Below are 16,417 nucleotides of genomic sequence, written 5' to 3'. Positions count from 1 at the left end.
GCTTATAGTTTACCCTCAGAACAGGAGCGTTCTTCAGAAGCAATATCGGTTACATGAAAAAAACTGACGGCATAAGCAGCCGTTTTTTTGTTTCCGGGACTTAATACAAGCCTGGAAATTATTTTCTGGAACTCAGGCAACCATGTTATTAAAATTCGGGTCTAGTTGGTTAAATGGAACAGGCCATGGGTAGGTAAGGGCGGGAGCTAGGCTTGTGAAGCTTTTCAGACTTTGAAGAAATTAATCAGGAATATCACGCATCTAAACCCTTCAACCTTATGGCTCCATTACGCTACCGAAAACAAATTAGTGTCATTGTATGCTGGATTCTGTTCCAGGCTTTCTTTCTGCTGCCGGAAGTTCAGGCGCAAAGCTATTGCACCACTAACCTTTATACCAACGGGTGTTCAGTTAACGACAGGATCGATCTGTTTACCTTCGGCACTATCAATAATCCGACCTCCACATGCGGTACGGATGGCTATTCCGATTATACCAATCTGGTGGCAAACGTGAACAAGAACGGCATCTATAATATGAGTATGCGCGCCAATGCAGCTTCTGCTCAAGGCTTTGCGGTATGGATCGATTATAACCAGGATAATGATTTTGACGATGCCGGGGAAATGGTTTACAGTACAACCACTACCGGAACGCAGACATATTCTACAACGGTACAAATCCCGGGAACAGCTTTAACTGGTGCCACCCGTTTAAGGGTGCGCTCCATCCGGGGCGGGCTGCTGATTGCAAGCAGTTCCTGTACCCAGTTCTCTTACGGCGAAACGGAAGATTATACGATTACAATTGCAGCGAATACCCAATATTGCACAACCAATCTTTATCAGTATGGCTGCGATACCGATAATATGATCTATGAAGTACGATTTTCCGGAATAAATACTTCAGATGGTTCTTATTGTAACAGTTACAATGGCTATGTCGACCGCACCAATCTTACTACTACTGTTCAACTGGGAAATACTTATGCTATAACGGTTAAGAGTAAACCAAATGGGGGCTATATTGGGGTATGGATAGACTATAACCAGGATAAAGATTTTGATGATCCCGGGGAGTTTGTTGCCAGTAATGGTCACAGCAGTACACTCAATGCCAGCATCAGAATTATCCAGAATGCGTTGCCTGGCCCTACCAGAATGCGGGTAAGGTCTGCTTCGATGGCGTTTCAGGCTGCGGATGCCTGTAAAAGAATGAACGGGGGCGAAACGGAGGATTTTACCTTGAATATTACCGGTAGTCCCCAATATTGCACCGTAAACCTTCATAATAATACATGTGGAAGTTCCCTGGCCAGAATGATTACTTCATTTAGTTTAGGTAACTTTACGAATACCAGTACATGCGCCACAAATAACTACGAAGACTTTTCAGCTTTATCTGCTTCAGCGGTCAGAGGGCAAACGTATCAATTATCTATTACTGCCAACAAGAACATGGGGTTTGGTATCTGGATTGATTTCAACCAGAATCTTAATTTTGAGAACACCGAGGTTGTTTATCTCTCGCCGGTAAGTAATAGTCCAACCGTAAATACAACAATTACACTTCCGGCAACAGGTCCGCTAGGAACTTTCCGGATGCGCGTGAGAGGGTTGGAGAACCTGGTGCCTACGGGTACAGAAGGCTGTATTCTTCATAGTTATGGTGAAACCGAAGATTATACTATTCAGGTAAGTGCTCCTCAAAGCCCTGTAGATGCCGGGGTCACCGCTATTACGAGAGTAAAAAGTTCGTGTGGATTAGGCGCCGCCGAAACGGTAGGCGCAATTGTAAAAAACCTGGGTACCACCACCCAAACGAATTTCCCGGTAAGTTTTGCAGTTAACGGAACCGTAATCGGTACAGAAACAGTAACCAAAACACTAGCCCCCGGCGATACCACAGCCATAACTTTTACCGCAAAAGCGAACCTGAGCGCCGTTCAGATCCATAAAATTAAAGTCTGGACCAGCCTGACCGCAGATAACCAGCTTGCAAACGATACCACTGCTGCTCAGATAACTAATTTTGGTAACGGCATTTCCACTTTCCCGGCATCCGAAACTTTTGAGTCTTTTGTAGCACAGTTAGATGGGATGGGAAATAATATTGTACCTGGCCTTTTTAAAAACGGGTGGAGTAACATAAACGGTGATGCCGGCGACTGGATGGTTTCCGGGCCGGTAACCCGGGCAAGATTGAACCCCAGTGCCTCCGGCGATCATACTACCGGTACCGGTAATTATCTGAATTTTTTCAGTTATGGTTCCAATACCGGCATTGCCGATCTGGAATCGCCTTGTATTACGTTAACTTCCCTGCAAACGCCAACACTGGAATTCTGGTACCACTTATTTGGCGGCACCAACGGCTCCTTAGCGGTAGATATTAATGAAGGCGGAAACTGGAACCTGAACGTTTTTACGTTAACCGGCAGTCAGCAGTCCGCTAAAACTGATCCGTGGCTGAAAGCACAGGTATCTTTGGCTGCCTACGCCGGTAAAAGCATTCGCCTCCGGTTCCGTGCCACGATCGGGAGCTCCAATTCCCCGGCTATCGCCATCGATGACATCCGGATCCTGGACCTGACGGCAACCTTGAGCGATGTAGGGGTAAGCAGTATTGTAAGCCCGCAAACAGGTTGCGATCTAAGTGCAAATTCAACCGTTTGTGTTACTGTGAAGAACCTTGGCAATACCGTTTCCAGGAACTTCCCCATAGCTTATAAGATCAATAATCTGGCTGTAGTTTCAGAAACGTTTGCCGATTCGCTCTTACCCGGCCAGACCAGGCAGTTCTGTTTTGCGACAAAAGCAAATCTGGGCGCCGCCGGAACCTACAGGCTCAGAACATTTACGCAATTAACCGGCGATCAGGATCTGGTAAACGATACTGTTAAAGCAACCATAACCAATACGGTTTCATTGGCAAACTTTTCTTTCTCCAATACAACCAGTACTACTTACCAATTTACCCCCCAATGGATAAATACAGGCGCTTTTATTAAGTGGTATTTCGGAGACGGGGATTCGACTACTACCATGATGCCTACTCACCAGTATCAGGCTCCCGGCACTTATACCGTAACCATGAAGGCCATAAATTTCCAGGGATGTTCTGTAACAATCCAGAAAGTGGTAACGGTTACAGGGGGCACAGCCTTACACGATATTGGCGCGGTATTAATTACCAAACCTGCTTCCGGAAATCACTGCAGCCTTACTGCTAACGAACAGGTATGCGTAAATCTGACCAACTTCGGGAACGTGAAGCAGAAGAATTTCACAGTGTCCTACAAAGTTAACAACCAGGCAATCGTTACCCAGCAGTATACCGACTCTTTAATGCCGAACCAAACGAAGCAATTTTGCTTTTCCGCTAAAGCTAATTTAAGTGCCGCCGGAACCTATTCCATTAAAGGCTTCACCAATCTGCCAAACGACCTGAACCGGAATAACGACACCGCAAGGGTAAGCGTAACGAACAAAGTGCCGAATTTAGCCTTTACTTCTACTGCTATTTCGCCAACAGGCTTTCTCTTTTCGCCCCAAAATTTAAGCGCCACAGCTCCGGTAAAATGGTACTTCGGTGACGGTGATTCTGCCACTACGGCTTCTCCAACGCATTCGTATGCAGCACCAGGAACTTACACAGTAATATTAAAAGGAACCGACCAGCAAGGCTGCCCGGCTACGGTTCAGCAAACAGTAACGATCCTGACCACCGGTCTGAAAGAAGAAGCGGCCAACGCTTTTAAACTTTATCCGAACCCGGCTACTGCCACTGTAATCCTGAAGTTTTCTGAAAGCAAGTCAGCTAAAGAAGTTGAAGTCGTATCCGTTTTAGGCCAAAAAGTAAAGTTGCAGAAAGTAGAAGCGGGTGCAGAAGAAGTAAGAATAAATGTACAGGAGCTTCCGGCCGGAACGTATCTGGTGCGGATCACGGATGCCGGTCATACGTTTGTAAAACCGCTGGTTATTCAGAAATAGCATTCGATCTACTTTTCACCTCCCAAACGCTACAGTTTTTAGTGATAAACCCCGGCCGCACCAACAGCCGGGGTTTATTGTTTCCGGGGCTTAATAATAACGCTGGAATTAATTTTGGGGACTGAGGCAACCATGTAATAAAAATGCGGGTCTGGTTAAATAATTGGAGCAGGCGCTTTGTAGGTAAGGGCAGGAGCCAGGCTTATAAAGCTTTTCAGACTTTGAAGAATTTAATTAGGAACGATCTCTCATCTTAACCCTTCAACTCTTATGACGCCATTATTCTACAGGAAATCAATTAGTACCATAGTCTGCTGGTTGCTGTTCCAGGCTTTCTTTCTGAAACCTGAAGCACAGGCCCAAACTCAATATTGCACTACGAACCTTTATACCAACGGCTGCTCAGCCAACGACCGGATCGATCTGTTTACCTTCGGCACTATCAATAACCCGACCTCTACTTGCGGTACTGATGGCTATTCCGATTATACTTCTATTAGTGCAACTGTAAGTAAAGGTAGTACTTATCAGGTCAGTATGCGCTCAAATGCCGCTTCATCGCAAGGGTTTGGCGTTTGGATCGATTATAATAAGGATTTTGATTTTGATGATGCAGGTGAGATGGTTTACAGCACGACTACTACCGGGACCCAGGTTTTCAGCGGTTCCGTGCTTATTCCAGGTACCGCTTCTACCGGTGCCACGCGTTTAAGGGTGCGTTCTATCCGGGGAGGATTGTTTATTGCCAGCAGTTCCTGTACGCAATTTTTGTTTGGCGAAACCGAAGATTATACCATCAACATAGCTGCGCCACAACAATACTGCACCACCGGACTTCACAGTGGGTATTGCTCCGGAGGGACTGATAATTTAATAACAAATGTAACTTTCGGGACTATTAATAACACCACCTCCAGTTGCCCGCCCAGTAGCCGGTATTCCGATTTTACCAATGTTAGCACCACGGTGCAGTTGGGCACTACTTATCCGTATTCCATTTCAACTCCCAGTTCCGGTACAGGCCAGCAAACTATCGGAATCTGGATCGATTATAACCGTGATTTCGATTTTGATGATCCGGGCGAATTCCTGGGTACCGATTACCCGAACTACACGCATACCGGTTCTATCACCATTGCCCAATATGGCACGCCCGGACCTGTTCGCATGCGCATCCGCTCTGCCCCTTATGTTTTTAATTTAACAGCCGGGCAATCGTGTGTTCAGTTAAATTCCGGCGAAACTGAAGATTATACCCTGAACCTGGTGGGAAGCCCTCAATACTGTACCCTGAACCTGCATAATGATTACTGCGCTTATACAACGAATAACTTCATAATTTCAAACGTTAGCATGGGAGGTTTTACCAACAGCAGCGGGTGTGGCGCGAACGGGTATCAGGATTTCAGCAATTTAACCGCCAGCCTTGTACGTGGACAGGCTACTTCTTTAAGTATAACTGCCAATTATACTATGGGATTTGGTGCCTGGATAGACTTTAATCAGGATCTTGTTTTTAGTGATGATGAATTTGTTTATCAATCTCCGGCCAGTAATACCCCAGCGGTAACTTCCATTTTAACGCTGCCAGCTACCGGGCCGCTTGGTACTTTCCGAATGCGGGTACGTGCTTTTACCAATCAGAAACCACTTAGTACCCAGGCGTGTACCTTCCACACTAGCGGCGAAACGGAAGATTATTCTGTTACAATCAGCGCACCGCCCAGCCCAATAGATGCCGGGGTTACGGCCATTACCAGGGTGAAAAGCGCCTGCGGGCTGAGTGCTACCGAAACGGTAGGCGTAATTCTTAAAAACCTGGGTACCACCCCGCAAACTAATTTCCCGGTTTGGTATTCGGTAAACGGTACTACCATGGGCAGCGAAACCATAACCAAAAATCTGGCCCCTGGCGATACCACCGCCATAACCTTTACGGTTAAAGCCAACTTAGGCACAGCTCAGGTTCATACAATTAAAGCCTGGACCGCGTTACCCCTCGATGCCCAACCCTTGAATGATACCGTTACCGTCCGCATTACTAATTTTGGTAACGGCATAACTTCTTTCCCGGCAACTGAGACCTTTGAAAGCTTTGTTCCTCAATTAGACGCTTTAGGAAATAATATTCTCACGGGAGCTTTTAAAAACGGGTGGTACAACGCTACCGATGATACTCAGGATTGGTTTGTTTCCGGAACGATAACCCGGGCAAAAGTAAACAGAAGCGCTTCCGGCGATCATACTACCGGAAATGGCAACTATCTGAACTTCTTCAGCTATGGCTCAAATGCCGGTACAGCCAACCTGGAATCCCCTTGTATTACGTTAACTTCCCTGCAAACACCAACGCTGGAGTTCTGGTACCACTTGTATGGCGGCACGAACGGCTCTTTAGCCGTAGATGTGAATGAAGGAGGAAACTGGAATCTGAACGTTTATACTTTAACCGGCAGTCAGCAAGCGCTGCTAAATGATCCCTGGCTGAAAGCACAGATTTCGCTGGCTGCTTATGCCGGGAAAAGCATTCGCCTCCGGTTTCGGGCAACGATCGGAAGCGCCAATACCCCGGCTATCGCCATCGATGATATACGGATCCTGGACCTGGCGGCAACCTTAAACGATGTGGGAGTATCCGGGATAAACAAACCCACTACCACAGGTTGCGACAAATCAGCAACGGAAGAAGTGTGCGTAAACCTTACTAATTTTGGTAATACCGTCAGGAAAAACTTCCCGGTAGCTTATAAAATCAATAACCTGGCTATGGTATCAGAAACGTTTGCCGATTCACTTTTACCTGGTCAAACCAAGCAGTTCTGTTTTTCGACAAGAGCAAATCTGGTGGCCGCTGGAACCTACACCTTACGAGCCTTTTCCCGCTTAGCCGGCGATCAGGATCTGGTAAACGATACGGCGAAACTGTCAATAATTAACAAAGTTTCAATGGCAAACTTTACCTTTACCAACACAACCGGCAGTACTTTCCAGTTTACTACTCAATATGTAAATACAGGAAGTTTTATTAAATGGTATTTCGGCGACGGCGATTCCACTACTACCATGATGCCGAGCCATACTTATCGGGCACCGGGTACTTACACCGTAACTATGAAGGCAGTTGATTTTCAGGGATGTCTCACCACAGTTCAGAAAGTAGTTACTGTACTGGGCGGTACGGTTTTAAACGATATTGGCGCGGTAGCTTTCACCAAACCTTTAGCCGGAAATCACTGCAGCTTTACTGCTACTGAACAGGTATGCGTGAATCTAACCAACTTTGGCAACGTGAAGCAGAAGAATTTCACAGTGTCCTACAAAGTTAACAACCAGGCAATCGTTACCCAGCAGTATACCGACTCTTTAATGCCGAACCAAACAAAGCAATTCTGCTTTTCCGTTAAAGCTAATTTAAGTGCCGCCGGTAATCATGCGATCAAAGCGTTTACCAATCTGCCAAACGACCTGAACCGGATTAACGACACCGCAAGGGTAAGCGTAACGAACAAAGTGCCGAATTTAGCTTTTACTTACAGCATCAATTCTCCCTTAACAGTTCTGTTTACCCCCCAGAATTTAAGTATCACAGCTCCGGTAAAATGGTACTTCGGTGATGGTGATTCTGCTTCTACTGCTTCCCCTACGCATTCGTACCCGGCACCAGGAACTTACACGGTAATATTAAAAGGAACCGATCAGCAGGGCTGTCCGGCTACGGTTCAGCAGACGGTAATGATCCTGACCACCGGCCTGAAAGAAGCGGCTGCCAACGCTTTTAAACTTTACCCGAACCCGGCAACGGCCTCTGTAACCCTGAAGTTTTCTGATAGCAAGTCAGTGAAAGAAGTCGAAATCGTATCGGTTTTGGGCCAAAAAGTAAAAGCTCAAAAAGTAGCAGGCGGGGCGGAAGAAGTAAGCATACATGTGCAGGAGCTTCCGGCCGGAACGTATCTGGTGCGGATCACGGATTCCGGTCATACGTTTGTAAAACCGCTGGTTATTCAGAAATAGAATTCGATCTACTTTTCACCTCCCAAACGCTATTGTTTTAAAAGAAAAATCCCGGCTGCTATAATTGCGGCCGGGATTTTTCTTTTAAGCTTGATTCAGATTATTGACCGATAGCAGCCGTAAATCGAACTACTTTATTTTCTTTGGCCGGCACGGTTTGCAGGTAAGCGTAGATGGCGCCTAAGTCTTCTTCCGTCATGCCGGCATACATGGTCCAGGGCATTACGGTCTGGAAACCGCCTTTTGCAACCGGTTGCGGCGCGTTGGCGTGCATTTTAAAGCGGTTAATAAAAGCTTCGCGGGTCCAGTTGCCGATACCGGTTTTTGGATCCGGGGTGATGTTGGGCGAACGCAGGACATTACCATCGGGGAATCTGAATTCCATGCCGCCGGCGTATTCCATGCCCGGAATATTTTGGCCTTTGTCCTTTTGAGTGTGGCATTCCACGCAGGCGCTGGCCGTGATCAGGTATTTCCCATAAGCAACCTGGTCGGTTTTAGCTGGTATGGTCTGGAAATGCGGCGCCGAAGGAATGGTGTTGATGATAAAATTCATCGGGAAATCGGGGGTAGAAGCGGCTACCTGATTTTCGATAGGGGCGAGGGTGCGCAAATAAGCAATAATGGCTTTGATGTCTTCCTGGTCGAGCTGGCCATATAGGTGGTGCGGCATAACCGGGAAAAGGGCGCTGCCATCTTTGCTTACGCCGGCCGTAATGGCCCGGAAAATTTCGCCATCGGTCCAGTCGCCTAAACCAGCCGGTGTAATGTTTTTGGAATAGAATACACCCGGAAAGCCAACGCTCTGATCGAATTTCTCGCCGCCTTTGCCATAGGTGCCGGCCACCGGCGGACCGGAAAACTTCGTCCAGTCGCGGGAGGAATGGCAGTCGATGCAAACGGCTACGTGATTGGCCAGGTAGCGGCCCCGTTCTATTTGAGCCGTCGTGTTTTCGATCTTTAATTCCGGAGCCGGACCCACATTTGGCAAAGCCGTTTTCAGGTAAATTAGTACGCCGGCAAAAAGCAATACCACGGCCAGCACAAGGCCGCCCAGAATCTTCGGTAATTTTCTTTTCATAAGTGTAGGAGTTTAGGTGAACAAGTCCGCAATATATAAAAAGTTGTATGTGTTTATAACATACCTTTAGGAAAGCCGGCTTATTCCTGAGGGAAGGATGCTGGTTGCAAAGCTGACCACAGCCTCATGCTGGTGCGAGCCTCCGGCTCGTATCTGTTTTATTGGATTGGGTTATGTGTGGGATACGAGCCGGAGGCTCGCACCAGCGATTGAAGTGGCCTGTCTTTTAAGAAAAAGGTAAGAAGGCTTGATTCAGACGCGAAACAAAAAAGCCGAACGAATTCGCCCGGCTTTCCTTTTTTATGAAAATTGGTATTGTTTTACTTACAGCAGGTTGTTGAATAAACCCGGAGCCACCCCCATCAGAATGGTGAAAATGCTCAGCACGATCAGCATGAAAGCAGCAAACGGATCAACCGCAATTCTTTCGCCTTCGGCATCGCGCATATACATGGCAATAACCACCCGGAAGTAATAGTAAATGCTAACTGCTGACATTAAAATAGCAACCACTACCAACCAAACCGCGCCGGCATCGATGGCAGCTCCAAAGATGAAGAACTTGGCAAAGAAACCACCGGTAAGCGGAATGCTGGCCAGGGAGCACATTGCTACAGTCATCGAGAAAGCCAGCAGCGGGTTGGTTTTACCTAAGCCGTTGAAAGCTTCGTAACCTTCTTCCCCACGCTGGTCGGAAACCAGTTTCAGGACGCCGAAAGCGGCTACGGTGGCTACGGTATAAGCCAAAGCGTAAAACAGGATAGCATTTTCAGAACGGTCGTTGAAGGAAGTAAGGGCAATTAACAGGTAACCGGCGTGCGCAATACTGGAGTAAGCAAGCATCCGTTTAAAGCTGTTCTGCACGGCCGCACCCACGTTCCCGATAACTAAAGTCAGCACGGTAATAGCAACCAAAGTAGGGTACCAGAATTCGTTCAGACCCGGGAAAACCGACCAAACCAGTTTGTAGAAAGCTGCAATACCTGCCGTTTTAACTACGGTGCTCATGTAAGCCGTGAAAATGGTTGGCGTTCCTTCGTACACGTCCGGGGTCCAGAAATGGAAAGGCGCGGCGCCGATTTTAAAGCAAACCCCGATCAGGATCATCAGCACGCCTACTTCCATCATTGGCAGTAAACCGGCAGGCTGGGTAGAAGAAAAAGAAGCAATGTCGGAAATGTTGAACGTACCGGAAGCGCCGTAGATCAGGGCAATGCCGAAAAGTAAAATACCGGTAGCAAAAGAACCCATCAGCAGATACTTCAGGGCTGCTTCGTTGGAGCGGAGTTGCTTTTTATGGCTTCCGGCCAGCACGTACATGGCAATGGAAAGGATCTCGATTCCCAGGAAAAGCATCAGCATGTTCTCGTAGCTCACCATCATGATGGCGCCTACCAAAGAGAAAAGCAGCAGCGAGTAAAATTCAGCTAAATGCGGGTTCTCATCGGTTACATAGGAGCGCGAAAACGGCAGGATCAGCAACATGGAAAGCACCATAACTGCAGCGAAGGCTACCGAAAAATTGTCGATAACCAGCATGTTGTTGAAGTGGGTTTGCGGGCCCTGGTTCCAGTCGATGAAATTCACCCCAAAAACAATGGCCAGAAAAACGACCACCGCCGGCATTAAGATCCGGTTCGACTTCAGGAAGCCCAGGAAAAGGTTAATGATGCCGAAAACTGATAAAAGAATTATTGAAGTCATTTTTTATTTCGATTTTTCGATTGTTGGATATTCGATTGTTCGATTTTCTCTTTTAAAGATCCTGAACAAACCGTTTTCTTCAACCGAAGCTCTTTTAAGCTTATTTACTTTTATTTCCAAATCGGACTTTCAAAAACTCGAGTGTCGAACAGTCGAATATCGGAAAGTCGAACTATCTTTTTATAATCGTCAGCAGGTCTCTTACGGCTGGTTCGGAGATTTGCAGGAATGTGTTCGGGTGCAAACCGATCCAGAAGATCATGATGATGATCGGGATCAGAACGGCCATTTCGGTAGCGGTCAGGTCGGTGAATTTGGAGGTTACGTAGTTGGCTTCGCCGAACATGACGCGCTGGAACATGCGGAACATATATACCGCCCCCAGAATAATGGTAATACCTGCTACGCCACCCATAATGTAGTTGTACTGGAACACGCCGGAAAGCAGCAGGAATTCACCTACGAAACCGTTGGTCAGTGGTAAACCTACCATGGCCAGCAACACCACCATAAAGCAAATAGTAAAGGCTTTGCCATATTGCGTAATGCCACCCAATGCTTTGATTTCTCTGGTACCCAAGCGACGGAAAATAATATCGATCAGGAAGAAGATACCTACTACGTTAATACCGTGGCTCAGCATCTGGATCATGGCGCCCTGCAGGCCCTGCATGTTCAGGGTGAATAAACCCGCGGCAATTAAACCCACGTGCGAAATAGAAGAGAAAGCCGCGAGGCGTTTCATGTCGTTCTGACGAATGGCAATGATGGCTCCGTAGATAATCCCGATAATGGCAAGTACCAGTACCACATCCGCCCATTGCGCTACCCCGGCCGGAACCACCGGCAGTAACCAGCGAATCACCCCGTAAATACCCATTTTCAGCATGATACCGGAAAGAAGCATGGTACCCGTAGTTGGCGCTTCGGTATAGGTGTCAGGCTGCCAGGTGTGGAACGGGAAAACCGGCATTTTAATGGCAAACGCTAAGAAAATGAACCAGAAAACCCAGCTCTGATTTTCCGGAGAAAGCGCTAACTGGTAGAATGCGGAAAGATCGGAAGTGTGCGTGCCCGGGGTCTGGAAGTAAAGGTACACGAACCCAACCAGCATGAACAACGAACCGAAAATGGTATAGATAAAGAACTTAAAAGTAACCGGCACGCGGCGCTCACCACCCCAGATACCGGCAATAAAGTAGATCGGAATTAAAGCAACCTCCCAGAAGAAATAGAACACAAACGCATCCAGAGCCACAAACGAACCGATCATGCCGGTCTGCATGAAAAGGATAAGGGCATAGAACGTGCCGGGGTTGCGGTAATCGTGTTTAAAGCTGGCCAGAATAATTAAGGGCACCAGAAATGCCGCTAAGAAAACCAGCAGCATGCTGATACCATCCATACCGATGTGGAAGGCGATACCGGCATTTTCGATCCAGGGCAGGTTCAGTTCGAATTGGGTTCCGGCGTTCGGGTCGAACTGCATCATGGCGTCAACTACGGCCAAGAATTCGATAACGGCTGCTCCCAAAGCCACTTTTTTGGCGGCTTCCCCGCGCATTAGCAGAACCAGTAAACCGGCAAGCGCCGGCCAGAAAAGTAAAAAAGCTGTTAACATTTTATATTGTTAATGTTATTCAGACACAAGTATCAAGACACAAGTATCAGGACTTTTAATTTTATTTCTGACACAAGTATCAAGACACAGGTATCAGGACTTTTTATTTATCAGACACAAGTATCAAGACACAGGTATCAGGACTTTTTATTTGAAAACGACAGCGTTTCGGACTGTACGTTTTTATGAATTCTACTTTCGAATTTTCAATTCTTCGATCTGAATTTTCAAATCTCCAAATCTTCAAATCTTCAAATTTCCAAATCTTCAAATCAGGCTTAGCGCAAGATAAAGTTCAGCACCAGGATCAGGATAATGCCTACCACCATGGTAAGCAAATAAGAACCGATCGCGCCGCTCTGCAGCACGCGCAAACCGCGGCCGCCGCCCATCGTAACTTTACCAAACCCATTCACTAACGGATCGATCAGGCCTTTTTCCACGAAGCGGTACAAGCCGGTGGAAAGGCTCATGATCGGTTTCACAATAATGGTATCGTAAAGCTCGTCGATGTAGTATTTGTTGTAAACCACTTTGTGAATTCCCGTTTCAGTGCCTTCAGCAGCCGGAACCGATTTTTTACTCACATAAATTACATAGGCAATAATCGCGGCAACCAAAGCAACGGCTACCGAAATACCCATCAGCATAAATTCGGTGGCGTGATCCATGTGGTGGCCGAATGCCTCCGGATTAACCTGGCGGGAAGCCTCAAACAATGGCGCTAAGTAATTGGCAAGCGTATGGTTTTCGGAGAATACCGGCGGCAGACCCATGAAACCGCCAATGGTAGAAAGCACGGCTAAGATGATCAAAGGAATGGTCATGCTGGCTGGCGATTCGTGCAGGTGGTGGCGTTGCTCTTCCGTGCCACGGAAACTTCCGAAGAACGTCAGGAACATTAAGCGGAACATGTAGAAGGAAGTCATGAAGGATGCCAGTACGCCGAAGCCCCACATAATTTTGTTGTGCTCGTACACGTGCGCCAGCAATTCATCTTTGGAGAAGAAACCGGCAAACGGCGGAATACCCGAAATGGCTAACGTACCGATGAGCATAGTAATGAACGTGATCGGCAAGGCTTTCCGTAAACCACCCATGCTACGCATATCCTGCTCGCCACTCATGGCATGAATAACCGAACCGGCACCCAGGAACAAGAGGGCTTTAAAGAAAGCGTGCGTAAGTACGTGGAAGAAAGAAGAGGAATAAGCCATTACGCCCAAGGCCAGGAACATATAACCCAGCTGGGAAACGGTTGAATAAGCGAGTACTTTTTTGATGTCGTTCTGGAAAAGGCCGATGGTTGCCGCAAAAACGGCGGTAGCCAAGCCAATAATGGCAACCACTTCCAGGGTTTCCGGCGCCATGGTGTAAAGAATATTCGAACGCAATACCATGTAAATACCGGCAGTAACCATGGTTGCCGCGTGAATGAGGGCTGAAACCGGGGTAGGACCGGCCATCGCATCCGGAAGCCAGGTATAAAGCGGAATCTGGGCACTTTTACCCATCGCACCCACAAACAGGAGCAGGGTAATAGCGGTAATAACTTCGGAAGAAACCGGAATGGTAGCGGCTTTGCCGAAAACTTCGGCGTAACCTACGCTGCCGAAAGTCATAAAGATCAGGAAAATACCTAACAGGAAGCCTAAGTCACCTATGCGGTTCATGATGAAGGCTTTCTTGGCGGCGTTGTTGTATGGCGTTACTTTGTTCCAGAAACCGATGAGCAGGTAGGAGCAAAGACCTACACCTTCCCACCCGATGAACATCATTACGTAGTTGGCGCCCATTACGAGCAGCAGCATCGAGAAAATGAAGAGGTTCAGGAAAGCAAAGAATTTACCGAAACCCGGATCGTGGCTCATGTAACCCGCCGAATACACGTGAATTACGAAACCTACACCCGTTACCAACAGTAGCATAATAAGCGAAAGCTGGTCGATCTGGAAAGCAAACGGAATGCTTAAGGTACCTACCTGGATCCAGTTGAATACTTCGGTAACGTAACCGGCGCTGCCGGACTCGAAGCTGAAAAACAGGTAAATGGAAAGGAGGAAGGAGATCAGCACGCTGCCGCAACCTACCAGGCTTACCAGCGATTTCGGAAGTTTGCCGTTGCCCAGGCCGTTGATCACAAAGCCGATCAGGGGCAGCAACGGAATCAGCAGGCAGAGAAGCGCCATGGCTGGATTGTTTTCCGGTACTTGTATTTGTTGCATTTAAAAGATTTTAAAAATGAACGTTATAGTTTTCGGGCGCAAAGCCCTACCATTTTAATTTGTTGAGCAGGTGCACATCCGTACTCTGCAGGTTGCGGTAGATCATTACAATAATGGCCAGGCCCACGCAAACCTCGGCTGCCGCCACCGCCATAATGAAAAACACGAATACCTGCCCGTTCGGGTCGGAACGGTACGATGCAAAGGCCGCTAAAAGCAGGTTTACCGCATTCAGCATAAGCTCGATACACATAAAAATGATGATTGCATTGCGCCGGAGCAGTACGCCCGTTACGCCGATCACGAATAAAGCCGTGCTCAGGAAAAGGTAATAATTCAGCGGAATGGTCCGGATGACCTCAGGAATTTCGTTCATAAGTAATAATCGCTTGCGCGGTTACCCAGGATTTAACTGTTGCAAATTAAGCCGCAAAGTTATCCGCATTTTTCAATTTTACACAATTATTAGGCAATCTTCTTTCGGGTGAACAGCTTTTTTCAGTGGGTGATTGGTTTGAATTCGGGTGCAGTAAGGAAGGCAAACCCGTGTTTTACCCCTGCAGTATCGTCCCTGGCTAAAGCCTACATACTGGTTCATAGCCAAAAGCTGGCAAAGGGATTGCTAAGTTATGCTGTTTCATTGCCGTCTGCTTTAGCTGACGGTTCACGAAGTTTATAATTTTCGGCTTTAGCCAAATGTTTCCTGGCTTTAAAATCCTGAACAGCAATAAAATTTAAGCTAAAGCCATTCAAAATATCGCCTCTTATCCGTCAGCTAAAGCAGACGGCAATGAATTTTTTTAATTCAATATTCTATGGGGTAGGATCAGGTTCAGCTAAGGTGTAAATAAGCTGCTATTCGATGGCTTTATGGAGGCTTGTCTAATTGGTTCACCTTGGCCTGTATCTCTCTACCCCGGCCTGTCCCCTGACAGGCCGGAAGCACTGCAGTATTGAGCATTGTGCAGACGCTTCCATTAAGCCGTTAATAAAAGTAAATCGTCTGGTGGGTTGACTACCCGAATGGAGCATCGATAGTCCGGCCTGTCAGGGGACAGGCCGGGGTTTACGGCAAACATTGGGGGGAAACGTTATTTGGTAAAATCAGCAAGTTTAAACACTCAGCTTTATGCTCAAGGGGAGAATCCGCCAAAATAAAACAGCCGTACGGGTCAGCTTCGCCATAAATGAAAAAGCCGGTTACTTTTCAGCAACCGGCTTTAATTCGTTTGTATTTATCTCTTAGAAATGACGTTCGCCGGTTTCCTTTTTGCCCAGCATTACCGCACCAGCCATGGCCACTAAGAACAGCACCGAAGCCAATTCGAACGGTAGCAAATAGTTTTTGAAAAGTACCATGCCCAGGTTCTGCACCATCCCGATCTGAGAGTTGAAACCTGCTTCGGTATACGTTCCGGCATCAACATCTTTCAGGGCTGCCACCATTACTACCATCAGAAGTCCCCCCGCAATTACGGCGGCAAATTTCGATATATTCGATTTTTGGGTTTCCGTTTCTTTGTTCAGGTTCAGGAACATGATCACGAACAGGAACAGTACCATGATCGCCCCGGCGTACACAATAATGTTTACCGCCGCCAGGAACTGGGCATTCAGCAAAATATAGTGGCCCGAGATCGAGAAAAAGGTCAGGATCAGGAATAGCACCGAATAAACCGGGTTGCGGGAAAACACAACCATACAGGCACTGATCAGGGTAAGAAAAGTAAGAAAGTAGAAAACGTTCTGGATCATCTTTTTAGTGATTAATGATTAGTGATTA

The 16,417-nt window shown here is 47.2% G+C and carries 8 protein-coding genes; 2 read left to right on the top strand and 6 right to left on the bottom strand.

Going from position 1 to position 16,417, the window contains the following annotated elements:
• The first annotated feature begins 278 nt into the window (after positions 1–278).
• Together F0P94_RS05920 and F0P94_RS05915 are read left to right on the top strand one after the other, a co-directional pair.
• The gene (locus F0P94_RS05920; protein WP_150902889.1) at positions 279–3,992 is read left to right on the top strand and encodes a GEVED domain-containing protein; all 3,714 of its coding nucleotides are present in this window, start codon (positions 279–281) and stop codon (positions 3,990–3,992) included.
• A gap of 270 nt (positions 3,993–4,262) precedes the next feature.
• Positions 4,263–8,003 carry a GEVED domain-containing protein gene (locus F0P94_RS05915; protein ID WP_150902888.1) on the top strand — a complete coding sequence of 1,247 codons (3,741 nt, stop codon included), beginning with the start codon at positions 4,263–4,265 and terminating at the stop codon, positions 8,001–8,003.
• Between the two features lie 100 nt (positions 8,004–8,103).
• Here F0P94_RS05915 and F0P94_RS05910 read toward each other — a convergent pair whose 3' ends face one another.
• From F0P94_RS05910 to F0P94_RS05885, 6 genes are all read right to left on the bottom strand, one after another.
• A complete protein-coding gene (locus F0P94_RS05910) occupies positions 8,104–9,084 on the bottom strand; it encodes a c-type cytochrome (RefSeq protein WP_150902887.1) in 981 nt (326 codons plus the stop codon).
• A 324-nt stretch (positions 9,085–9,408) separates the two neighbouring features.
• Positions 9,409–10,788, bottom strand: a complete 1,380-nt coding sequence (locus F0P94_RS05905) for an NADH-quinone oxidoreductase subunit N (RefSeq protein ID WP_150902886.1) — start codon at positions 10,786–10,788, stop codon at positions 9,409–9,411.
• Between the two features lie 172 nt (positions 10,789–10,960).
• Positions 10,961–12,409 (bottom strand): complex I subunit 4 family protein, encoded by a 1,449-nt coding sequence (locus tag F0P94_RS05900; protein WP_150902885.1) that lies wholly within the window; start codon positions 12,407–12,409, stop codon positions 10,961–10,963.
• 278 nt (positions 12,410–12,687) lie between these two features.
• Positions 12,688–14,634: an NADH-quinone oxidoreductase subunit L gene (gene nuoL, locus F0P94_RS05895; RefSeq protein ID WP_150902884.1), complete on the bottom strand. Its 1,947-nt coding sequence runs from the start codon at positions 14,632–14,634 to the stop codon at positions 12,688–12,690.
• Positions 14,635–14,680: 46 nt separating this feature from the next.
• Positions 14,681–15,010: an NADH-quinone oxidoreductase subunit NuoK gene (nuoK, locus tag F0P94_RS05890; RefSeq protein WP_150902883.1), complete on the bottom strand. Its 330-nt coding sequence runs from the start codon at positions 15,008–15,010 to the stop codon at positions 14,681–14,683.
• An 866-nt stretch (positions 15,011–15,876) separates the two neighbouring features.
• A complete protein-coding gene (locus F0P94_RS05885) occupies positions 15,877–16,389 on the bottom strand; it encodes an NADH-quinone oxidoreductase subunit J family protein (RefSeq protein ID WP_150902882.1) in 513 nt (170 codons plus the stop codon).
• Positions 16,390–16,417 lie beyond the last annotated feature (28 nt).

The organism is Adhaeribacter soli (assembly GCF_008727925.1).
Lineage (GTDB): Bacteria > Bacteroidota > Bacteroidia > Cytophagales > Hymenobacteraceae > Adhaeribacter_A > Adhaeribacter_A soli.
The sequence above is the reverse complement of the archived record's forward strand: the minus strand, read 5'-3'. Positions and strand labels throughout refer to the sequence as shown.

What these genes read in the sequence shown, in the direction of transcription:
- F0P94_RS05920 (WP_150902889.1), top strand. Translation starts at nt 279, where the DNA reads ATGGCTCCATTACGCTACCGAAAACAAATTAGTGTCATTGTATGCTGG.
- F0P94_RS05915 (WP_150902888.1), top strand. Translation starts at nt 4,263, where the DNA reads ATGACGCCATTATTCTACAGGAAATCAATTAGTACCATAGTCTGCTGG.
- F0P94_RS05910 (WP_150902887.1), bottom strand. Translation starts at nt 9,084, where the DNA reads ATGAAAAGAAAATTACCGAAGATTCTGGGCGGCCTTGTGCTGGCCGTG.
- F0P94_RS05905 (WP_150902886.1), bottom strand. Translation starts at nt 10,788, where the DNA reads ATGACTTCAATAATTCTTTTATCAGTTTTCGGCATCATTAACCTTTTC.
- F0P94_RS05900 (WP_150902885.1), bottom strand. Translation starts at nt 12,409, where the DNA reads ATGTTAACAGCTTTTTTACTTTTCTGGCCGGCGCTTGCCGGTTTACTG.
- nuoL (WP_150902884.1), bottom strand. Translation starts at nt 14,634, where the DNA reads ATGCAACAAATACAAGTACCGGAAAACAATCCAGCCATGGCGCTTCTC.
- nuoK (WP_150902883.1), bottom strand. Translation starts at nt 15,010, where the DNA reads ATGAACGAAATTCCTGAGGTCATCCGGACCATTCCGCTGAATTATTAC.
- F0P94_RS05885 (WP_150902882.1), bottom strand. Translation starts at nt 16,389, where the DNA reads ATGATCCAGAACGTTTTCTACTTTCTTACTTTTCTTACCCTGATCAGT.